The sequence below is a fragment of the Candidatus Hakubella thermalkaliphila genome (genome assembly GCF_013281975.1).
Lineage (GTDB): Bacteria > Actinomycetota > Humimicrobiia > Hakubellales > Hakubellaceae > Hakubella > Hakubella thermalkaliphila.
The window spans coordinates 1-2,797 of the sequence record NZ_BLRZ01000169.1 but is presented as its reverse complement, the minus strand read 5'-3'; the positions used below and the strand labels follow the sequence as shown (position 1 = coordinate 2,797).

At 52.7% G+C, this 2,797-nt stretch carries 3 protein-coding genes; all 3 read right to left on the bottom strand.

Annotation, left to right across the window (positions count from 1 at the left end; translation table 11 throughout):
- The coding region (locus HW443_RS10425; RefSeq protein WP_176238165.1) for a zinc ribbon domain-containing protein at window positions 1–1,534 on the bottom strand (1,534 nt) is incomplete at its 3' end.
- Between the two features lie 81 nt (window positions 1,535–1,615).
- On the bottom strand, window positions 1,616–1,747 hold the full coding sequence (locus tag HW443_RS13445) for a hypothetical protein (RefSeq protein ID WP_258190019.1): 132 nt from the start codon (window positions 1,745–1,747) through the stop codon (window positions 1,616–1,618).
- A 167-nt stretch (window positions 1,748–1,914) separates the two neighbouring features.
- Window positions 1,915–2,721 (bottom strand): zinc ribbon domain-containing protein, encoded by an 807-nt coding sequence (locus HW443_RS10420; protein WP_176238164.1) that lies wholly within the window; start codon window positions 2,719–2,721, stop codon window positions 1,915–1,917.
- Between the last annotated feature and the right edge of the window lie 76 nt (window positions 2,722–2,797).

The window sequence follows — 2,797 nt, the reverse complement described above, 5'->3', positions numbered from 1 at the left end:
CTCCGGCCCCGAAAGACTCTGTATCTCCAGCTACGATGTAGCCACCATCTTTGGTCTGCTGGATGGAGGAGGCCAGATCATAATCTTCACCCCCATAGGTCTTCTCCCAGAGAACCTTACCTGTAGGGTCCAGCTTCAGGATATAGAAGTCTTCCTCTCCTGCCCCGAAAGACCTTGTATCTCCAGCTACGATGTAGCCACCATCCTTGGTTTGTTGGATGGAGACGGCACTATCTAAATCTTTACCCCCGTAAGTTTTCTGCCAGAGCAGAAGTATTTCTCCTTCAGCGGACAGCTCAACACAAGGATCAGGACGGGAGTCGGTAAGAGCGCTTATGTAGATGGCTATATCAACAGAGACGGGGACCATATTTGTCAGAAACGTCAGAAACCTTGCTTTCCACCCCGCTACTCTCCAGAAGAGCTCTATTAACGCCTCTTTTACCACCCAAACCAAATCTCGCCACTCGGCCGGCTCATCCTGAAAGCGTTCTACAATTTTCACCAACTTTTCTACCTCGCTTGCCGGCACCCCCAATCTAGACGCCCAACTAAAGGCAGCTGTAGGAAGGGCGCCTTTGGTGTTAAGGCAAACGGTAGCATGCCCTCCCGTACTTGGAAATATGACTTGCAGGTTCCGCTTTTGCCCAGGGGCTAGCCAACCGGAACCCTCTACCTTAACGTGATCTTTACCCCTAACATTGATCTGGTACCACGTACCTCCTAACCCACGCCATATTGCAGGGGAATCTAAAGAAACCTCAACGGCCAAATAACCTGGGTAGGAATATGGTTTAGTCTCTTTTACTTTGATTATTGGAGAAGGAGGTGGGGCTTCGGGAAGGTTTTCAAAATACCGGAAAATATGCTTGTAGAGCCACTCAGCAAGGGCATATCTGCTCAATTGTTCACGCACAACCGAGATATACCTGCCATCCGGAGAGACTGTTCCTCCAGGAATTCCTTCCTCCCCCCTTGCCGGAACCCACCCTTCCTCTGTCCACTGCAGGATCACCGCCGAGCGCGGCTCCACACCCTCTGGGATCTCAAAGGAGAGCCTTACAGGCGAGTGCTCTTGAGGAGCGCTGGCCAAGGAAATGTCATAAACCGAACGGAGGGTGATAAAGCTCTCCTCCAGTTGTTCAGGGGCAGACTGTTTTACCACCAGTTTCACCTTGCCTTCCGCTGGTGCAGGGGGGATAGAAATCCTCAGGCCAATGCCAGTATCCCAATCCGTCCCTCTCGCTGCTTCGAAGGTGTGCTTCACCACCGCCACACTTTCCAGCATGATGGGCTTATCCCCAAGGTGTGGGTAGGACAACACACCAGCAGCCACCAAGACCACTGCAAGCACCAAGGCGCCTATCAGCCAGAACAGCTTCCTGGCTCCGCGTGCTACGCCTACCTTCCTGGGCAGTGGATGCCCACACTGGATGCAGAACTTGGCCGTGTCTTCATTTTTGGCACCACATTTTGGACAGAACATGGTCCCCGCCTTTTGAGCACTGCTTCGATAAGCTGAACCAAATTTCATCGCAAACGCCCCTAGAATGAAGGTAGCCAATAGCACCAAACCCAGGATTCCCCAGCCCCACAATGCCAGGGGTAAGGCGGCTCATTTGTCGGTCAAGGTGTCGGGATAGTCCTCCCTATGATACCGGGTGATCGCCTCTTCCAGGACCGGTGATAAAAAGGAGCCAGTGAAATACACCATCAAGAGCTGGCCTATTTTTTCTTCTATGCTCATCTGCGCCTCATCAATAGCCTGCCAGCTGGCCTTGCTTGGTGGCCCGCTGGCTGGTTCTAAAGTTGTCCTTCAAAAACCTGGTCGCCTGCTCCGGGTTGCTTTAGCTACCACTGGTGGGCAGCTTCTTGAGCCTTGGGTACTCCCTCTGGGCGTTGAGCTGGGCTAGCTCAAAGTTTTGTCCCACAGCGGTTGCAAAAAGCATCGCCCGAGGCAAGAGAGTTACCACACTGGGGACAGAATTTTGCCCCTTTCGGCAGGGTGGCTGGAGCAAAAGGCTTGCTGAGGCGGGAAATGGCAAAAAAAGTTCCACCTAGCGCCCCCCCAATGATGATAATCACCAGTGCCATGGCTTCGAGATTGACAGCTCGCTCTTCAGCTTCAATGCGGTTTGGGCCCCAGGCCAGATGCCAGACTAAGGCTTTGCCTTCTTCCTCATCTGCGTTGTGCCAGGTCACTTTTCCGGGCAGGGTTAGCCGAAGTTGAAACGTAGGTAAAGGTTCCACAGGCGCGTATGAGTCCTCACCTAGGTCAAAGTCTGTGGCCAGCCGATAGCGGGTGTAGAAAAATCCCCTCTCAATAACCAGAAGGGGTCCTGCCTGCTCTGAAGGATAATCAGGCTGAAATATTTGGCGAAGATCTTGCATTTCCACAAGGGAAAGGAACTTGGTCATTCTTAACCCATCCATTCCCCCTTCACTGTAGGAAGCAACCCTCCAGCCTTTTTCCTCAGCGTCGCTTTTTATGCCGTCAACTATTTCGTCCTGGGAGAGCCCCCACTCGGCAGCCCACTCCTTGTCGAATAAAGCCTTAAGCTCCACCTGGGCCCAGCCGTTTTTTTGGACATCAAGGCTTAGTGCCACCATTCCGACGTCGTTAGCCTGTTGGGCAGCGACCTCACTTGCGCCTGACCCTATGGTGGAGATAGAGAGAAGCACCACTAACATTAGGCCAATAACACCTTGCCATATCCTCAAACTAATCCCACCTCCTTGCCGTGAAACACATATCCATTAGCTTAGTAAAGTTCACCATCCGGGCCCAGCCAGCCCT

What these genes read in the sequence shown, in the direction of transcription:
- HW443_RS13445 (WP_258190019.1), bottom strand. Translation starts at nt 1,747, where the DNA reads ATGAGCATAGAAGAAAAAATAGGCCAGCTCTTGATGGTGTATTTCACT.